This is a genomic window from Companilactobacillus suantsaicola (assembly GCF_004745525.1).
Lineage (GTDB): Bacteria > Bacillota > Bacilli > Lactobacillales > Lactobacillaceae > Companilactobacillus > Companilactobacillus suantsaicola.
The window spans coordinates 21,875-28,627 of record NZ_RKLY01000033.1; the positions used below are offsets into that span (position 1 = coordinate 21,875).

Annotated in this window: 7 protein-coding genes and 2 tRNA genes; 4 read left to right on the top strand and 5 right to left on the bottom strand. The window is 35.2% G+C overall.

The features are described from left to right. Window positions 1-28 precede the first annotated feature (28 nt). The gene (locus tag EGT49_RS10580) at window positions 29-1,432 is read right to left on the bottom strand and encodes a carboxylesterase family protein (RefSeq protein ID WP_135374151.1); all 1,404 of its coding nucleotides are present in this window, start codon (window positions 1,430-1,432) and stop codon (window positions 29-31) included. 183 nt (window positions 1,433-1,615) lie between these two features. Here EGT49_RS10580 and EGT49_RS10585 point away from each other — a divergent pair, with 183 nt between their 5' ends. The 3 genes from EGT49_RS10585 to EGT49_RS10595 all read left to right on the top strand — a co-directional run bounded on the left by EGT49_RS10585 (window position 1,616) and on the right by EGT49_RS10595 (window position 2,591). Further along, a complete protein-coding gene (locus tag EGT49_RS10585; RefSeq protein ID WP_135374153.1) occupies window positions 1,616-1,816 on the top strand; it encodes a hypothetical protein in 201 nt (66 codons plus the stop codon). Between the two features lie 426 nt (window positions 1,817-2,242). Beyond that, window positions 2,243-2,316, top strand: a tRNA-Arg gene (locus EGT49_RS10590). A 201-nt stretch (window positions 2,317-2,517) separates the two neighbouring features. Beyond that, window positions 2,518-2,591, top strand: a tRNA-Arg gene (locus EGT49_RS10595). Between the two features lie 56 nt (window positions 2,592-2,647). Here the strand turns inward: EGT49_RS10595 and EGT49_RS10600 are convergent. The 4 genes from EGT49_RS10600 to miaA form a co-directional block, all read right to left on the bottom strand. After that, window positions 2,648-3,631, bottom strand: a complete 984-nt coding sequence (locus EGT49_RS10600) for a cation diffusion facilitator family transporter (RefSeq protein WP_135374155.1) — start codon at window positions 3,629-3,631, stop codon at window positions 2,648-2,650. 232 nt (window positions 3,632-3,863) lie between these two features. Further along, on the bottom strand, window positions 3,864-3,995 hold the full coding sequence (locus tag EGT49_RS12750) for a hypothetical protein (RefSeq protein WP_281275481.1): 132 nt from the start codon (window positions 3,993-3,995) through the stop codon (window positions 3,864-3,866). A gap of 90 nt (window positions 3,996-4,085) precedes the next feature. After that, window positions 4,086-5,339, bottom strand: coding sequence for a methionine gamma-lyase family protein (locus tag EGT49_RS10605; protein ID WP_135374157.1), 1,254 nt, complete (start codon window positions 5,337-5,339; stop codon window positions 4,086-4,088). After that, window positions 5,332-6,258, bottom strand: coding sequence for a tRNA (adenosine(37)-N6)-dimethylallyltransferase MiaA (miaA, locus tag EGT49_RS10610; protein WP_135374159.1), 927 nt, complete (start codon window positions 6,256-6,258; stop codon window positions 5,332-5,334). The genes EGT49_RS10605 and miaA overlap by 8 nt, the downstream gene beginning before the upstream one ends. An 87-nt stretch (window positions 6,259-6,345) precedes the next feature. On the opposite strand from miaA, the gene EGT49_RS10615 reads away from it, so the two are divergent. Then, entirely contained in the window at window positions 6,346-6,540 is a 195-nt protein-coding gene (locus tag EGT49_RS10615) for a DUF3042 family protein (RefSeq protein WP_135374164.1), read from the top strand. Window positions 6,541-6,753 lie beyond the last annotated feature (213 nt).

Genomic DNA, 6,753 nt, shown 5'->3' on the forward strand with positions numbered 1-6,753 from the left:
CCACTTTTATAAATTGCAACGTATTTTTTTATAATTTATATGATTGCCATGGCAAATCCTTTGGGTAACGGCGATTTATCACTGATACACTTTTTATGTCATCTGGATCCAATTCCAAGACTAAACGATCATCATCATAGAGTGGCCATTCATATTTGATTGTTTCATTGTATGGTTTGCCGGTGGAAATAAATTCTGAAAGCAACTGAGTCATAAAGACACGGTTCTTACGATAATCGATCTTCAAATCATCAAGTGGCAAATTCAAATATTTAACGATTCCTCCGTGACGACCTTGATCAACTCGAGCGTAATTACAAAAAATCTCAGCATCACTATTTTGAGTCAGAAATTCTGCTAAACGTCGAGCTGGAAATGAATACATGGCTGTCCCTAACATCTTGATCAATTCGGCTTTAGTATAGTCCTCATTCAAAAAGGCTTGGCAAAATGCATCGACGTTTTTCCCAAACAAATCAGGCAAAACTTCTGCTTTAATTTTTTCAACACTCATATCTTCAAAGAATTTTAATTCGTTACTACCAGCAGAAATAATGGCTTTTACGTTAGATTTCTTAACTCTTTGTAAAAGTTTATCCCGCCAATTTGCTGAAATTAAATCTTCATCTATAACTGGTCCAAACCAATTAGTAGCAAAGTGCCCCTTCAAAGCTGTTTCTTGAGCTAACTGCAAGCCATCATCGGTTAAATTGAATAAATCTTTACTTGTTTTAATGTGATTAGTTTGACAGATTCGTTCAACCACCGCTTTGGCAGTTGTCATATCGCGAATTGTCTGTACTCCACCAGAAAATAGAATGACTTTTTTCACGCGATCCAAAATATCAGCGTTAGAAGCCATCAAAGCTGAAACTGATTTAGCACCTGCTGACAAGCCGACTAAGGTCACATTGTCGACATCACCACCGATACTGGCAGCATTATCGAAAACCCATTGAACGGCCATTATTTGGTCAGAGAGGCCAACATTAGTCTCACCATCTTCAACAACACCCCAACCGAACAGGCCTAACCGGTAATTTGGTGTAACGTGAACGACATTTTGATGGTCAAGCCAAGACATTTGTTTTTCAAAATTACCACCTTTGGTAAAACCGCCACCGAAAAATTCGATCACGATTGGAAATTTACCATCGACGTCCGGCGTACAAATATCCAGATTCAGGCAATTTTCACCAAAATGGACTTTATCGTCTTTTTGTTCCAGGGCTTCATCTTGCATGGGTTGAACCCCATTATGAACCGCATACTGTAATTTGTTGATTTCATTTTGACCAAACTTAGCCATTGAAAACTCTTCAGCCCGCTGAAATCTCCTACCATATCCGAAAGGAATGCCTAAAAAGTCCGTATGATTGTGATCTGCAATTCCTTGATAAGTTCCAGTAGTAGTTTTTATAATATTCTCCATCAAAATAAACCCCCAAACAAAATTTTGATTTATTTAATATTCTAAACTAAAAATGACAATGTACAAGAATTTCATGAAACCATTTTTACAAGAAAGTTATATAAATTTATTCATAGTTTACCTTGTTAAGTTAATTAAGCTTGTATATAATTTCAAGGATATGTCTTTAAGGGAGAGGAATTTATGGTATTAACAGATGCACAAAAACGTGCCAATGAAAAATGGCATAAGAATCATCGCGAGCGCGCTAACTATATTGCCATGCGCTCTTCAGCAAGAAGCTTCATCCGCAAAAAGTCCACATTAGATGATCTTGAGGAATTACAAGAAATCATTGAAGGACGCCGAAAGGAACTTGCCCAATCCCTCAATAATCAATTTTAAAAGATGTATGCCTTTACATTTGAAAAAATGAATTTTTTTTTGAAAATAAGACATATATTTATGTTAATTTTATTTTTTCTGATATAATTCAGCTGTAGATAAGGTTAAAGGAAGCCTTGTCTGCAAGCTTTTGTCCAGATGCTGATGACATTAAAAGCTGCTATTATTTCGGAGATGAAAATTATGAAATTGACAAATTGGATCAAATCATTATTAAAAGCCGAAAAAACTACAACCATTCAAGATAGAGAAGTTCTTTGCGAATTAGAGGCTGAGAACAAACCCTTCTTGTTTGGGAAATAATGTTATTCAGTAAATTATTATTAGGGATGGTTCACTTTTTATAAAGTGGACCTTTTTTTTAGGCTTTTTTTCAAATTTACATTGACATCGAATATGGCCTTTAACTATAATAATACGAGTGATGTCACAGTGGCTCAGTTGGATAGAGCAACGGTCTTCTAAACCGTAGGTCGTGAGTTCGAATCTCACCTGTGACATAATAACTGAAAAAGGATCCATAATTGTTGTTAAATCAACTTTTGTGGATTCTTTTTTATTAGCAGATGATTTGCCTAATCTCAGTTTACCCTCTCGTGATTAACTACACAATATTTTAAAGCGATTTTGATATTTAACAAAAATATTTTAAATAAAGCGTTGCAACTCGTACTCATTTTCTCTATAATAGTACGAGTGATGTCACAGTGGCTCAGTTGGATAGAGCAACGGTCTTCTAAACCGTAGGTCGTGAGTTCGAATCTCACCTGTGACATAATAACTGAAAAAGGATTCATAATTGTTGTTAAATCAACTTTTATGAGTCCTTTTTTATTTGTTCACTGCTGGAACAGCCATCACATCTGTATCAACGATGCCAAACTGATGCCTCATTTGCTCTTCAATTCTCTCGCCTAAGCGATAACTATCCTTAACTTCCATATGTGGATCAACCCCGATCACAACATCCAAAGTAACCATATTACCGTTATACTGAGCATTGATATCTTCAACCGACAGTACTTCTGGCCATTTTTCAATTGCTTTTTTAAATTGATTTTCGACTTTTGGATCAAAGTAATCTGCTAAATTCAAACTACTTTCACGAAAAATATTGATTCCTGATGCCAAAATAAAGATACCAACGATGATACTGGCAGCACCATCTAACCAAGCAAGCTTAAATAGTAAAGCACCACCAATTGCCACCATCGTTCCAAAACTCGTCAAGGCGTCACTCAAACTATCTTTAGCAGCGGCTGTTAAAGCGGCATTTTGCAGCTTACGACCACCAGTTTTATTGAACCACCAGACGACTAACATGATGATCATGGCAATCGTTGCTCCTACTAATGTTATTGGTTGTGGAACTTCTTGACTTGATTGATTCAGTAAACTGCTGATACCTTTAAACATAACATCTAAGGCAATGGCAATCATAATGATACCTGTGATCAAAGTAAAGACGGTTTCATAGTGAAATCTAGTTAATTGCAACCTCTTACCACTTTTTAATGGATCTTCTGGTAAAGCTTCTCCCATCAAATCATCGTCATCAATGTCACGAGCAATAAAAATTCCAATCAACAATAAAACAGCTGAAATGATTCCAGCCAAATTATTCAAAGCATCTGCCCGCAAGGTTTGTGAATGACCAATAATAGCCAAATAAAATTCAACGACAGAAATTAATAAGTAAGCACCAACGTTGAACCATAAATGATGTTGGACACTGTGCAGTTTTTGCAACTCTTGATTTTGTAGTTTATGCCATTCTTTTTCTTCTTCTTGAAGGTGTCTTTGCTTCTCTTGCATAAAACTTACCTCTTTTAAACTAAGCTTACTTCTTTTAGTAAAAAACACCAAAAAAGACCTCTTTCAAATTGAAAGAGGTCTTTTCCTATTTATCGTTGAGGATAGAATTGCAACTTTCGTTGCTCATTTAATATATCATCTATCAACTAAAAATTTCGTTTTTTAAACAATTTGTAATTGAATTGTTATTCTAAAATAAAATTTGTTAAAGATGATTAATAGAAAATAAATTCTAAGCGCTCAACTTTAATAATTTATTCATAGCTTCTTCAATTGACTTACCGCATGCAGAAACCCGAGTGTTTTTCTTATCGAATACGGTAAACAATTGACGCTTTGTATCTAAAGTTACTTTATATCTCATATTGTTTACCTCCAAATGATTTAAGACATCATTATACACCCTGATGCAGAAAATACAATAGAATCAGCTCAAAAAATATAATTATTCTTATTAATTGAAGAATAATTCCTTACATGCATTAGAAATAGCAATCTTAACATGTTCATAGGTTAGGCCACCTTGAATGTAAATAATGTAAGGCGCACGCATTGGTCCATCACAAGAAAATTCGATACTTGCACCTGAAACAAAGGTTCCGGCAGCCATAACAACTTTATCTTCATAACCTGACATTTCACTAGGAACTGGCAAAACATTGGAATCGATTGGTGAGAATTTTTGAACCATTTCAGCAAATTTAACCATCTTATCCGGGTCGTTAAATTCAATTGTTTGAATCAAATCTGTCCGGTCAGCGTCCCATTTAGGTGATACGTTCAAACCTAATTTCTCAAAAATGCCAGCTTCAAAAATCGCACCTTTGATAGCATTACCAGTTACTCTTGGAGCTAAGAAAAATCCTTGGAACATTTCGGCTAAACGTCCAATTGTTGGACCTTCTGAATCACCGATACCAGGGGCAGTCAAACGATAACTTGCTAATTCAACGAGATCCTTCTTGCCGACGATGTATCCACCGACTTTAGCTAATCCACCACCAGCATTTTTGATCAAAGATCCGGCCATAATGTCCACACCGACTTCAGTTGGTTCAATTGTTTCAGAGAATTCTCCGTAGCAGTTGTCAACAAAAATAATTGCATCAGAAACTGTTTTAACTTGCTTGATGATTTCTGCAATTTCACTAACAGTCAAACTCTTTCTAGTTGAATAACCACGTGATCTTTGGATGCCGATAACTTTAGGATTTTGTTCCTTGATTTTCTTTTTCATCAAGTCGAAATCGACTTTATCGCCGTCCATTTCTACATAGTCAAAACCAATTTGGTAATCGATCAAGCTGCCACGTTTGTTACCAGCAGTTCCGATCACTTCTTGCATCGTATCGTAAGGTTCACCAGTAACGTATAAAAGGTTATCTCCTGGTCTTAACATTCCAAAGAGTGCTGTTGCCAATGTGTGTGTACCAGAAACGAATTGTGGACGAACTAATGCTGCTTCTGTTTTAAAGACGTCACAGTAAACTGCCTCAAGTTGATCACGGCCACGGTCGTCATCCCCATAACCGGTCGTACCTAGTAGACTACTTTCGTCGATACTTTCTTTTCTAAAAGCTGAGAGAACTTTTTCTTGATTATCCAAAACTTGTTCGTCGATCTCTGCTAGTTTGGGAGCAATCATTTGATCAGTCTCTTTAATTACCTCTTTTAATTTATCTGGAAAAGTTGCGTTCCATTTAGCCATTGTGCCCTCCTAAAAATTTTTCAATATTATTCTCAATCTTTTTTTGATAATTTTTATCATCACTAATATTATACCAATCAACATCCATTTGATTACGAAAATATGTAAATTGACGTTTGGCAAAGTGTCGTGAATTCTTTTTAATCTCAACTAGACAATTTTCAAGCGAATCTTTACCTTCAAAATAAGGAAATAGTTCTTTATAGCCGATAGCATTTTTGGCTTGGACAAAACTTTCTCGATGGTCAAAAACGTATTTAGCCTCATCAAGTAAACCCATTTCAACCATCTTATCGACTCGCTGATTAATTCTTTCATACAACTTAGGTCGATCATCTGTTAAACCAATCAAATAAAATTTGGCCCACTGATCACCATTATTTTGCTTAGCAATCGATTGTCCAGTCGTTTCAAAAACCTCAATCGCACGAATCAAGCGTCTGGGATTATCAATGTCAATTTTTTCAAAAGCTAGTGGATCTTCATTTTTAAGTCTAGTTTGTAAAACTGAGATTTCATCATTGTCAGCCAAGTCTTGTAATTGTTGACGAAGTTTAACATCGCTGTCAGATTTGCCACCTAAATTCAAATTATTGATCAATGAACTCAAATAAAAGCCGGTTCCACCAACCACGAATGGAACTTTCCCAATTTCATTTAAATCAATAATAATTTTTTTAGCTCGTTCTTGAAAATTTTTCACGGTGTAGCGAGTATCGGGATCACAAATATCAACCAAATGATGCTTAACTTCTCGTAATTCTTGAGGAGAATCTTTTGCGGTTCCAATATCTAAATTACGATAAATTTGCATTGAATCTCCAGAAATTATTTCACTTTGATATTTTTTGGCCAATTTCAAACCTAAAGCGCTTTTACCCACAGCAGTCGGTCCAACGATTGCAATTACTTTTTTCAAAAAATTACCCCACTTAATATTAGTCTTTTATAGATATTTTAAAGGAAATAAGCCATAATGAGAACTAAAGACAGGAGGAAAATTATTATGGCAAAAAATCAAAAACATTTACGTTTTGTTAAAGGCTTCCTTGTTGGTTCATTAACAACAGCTACTGCAGTATATGGTGCATTGCATACATTCAAGAAAAAGGTCATTGAACCCGAAAATGCAGAAAATGAACGTGTCGAAGAAAACCGCAAACGCGCTAACCGTAAGAGCCTACAAGCTCACCAAGGTTAATAAACACACATATAACAAATTAAAAAGGAGATATTTTTATCTCCTTTTTAATTTACCCTAATTACTTATAATAAGACAGTCAAGTTTAAAATAATAAGAGTTCGGGACATAACTCCCGATTCTAAAAAAACACGATAGAAATTTCCATAAAATATGGAATTCCTATCGTGTTTTTTTGGTATTCAGTTGGATATGATAATAATCTTGCCAACT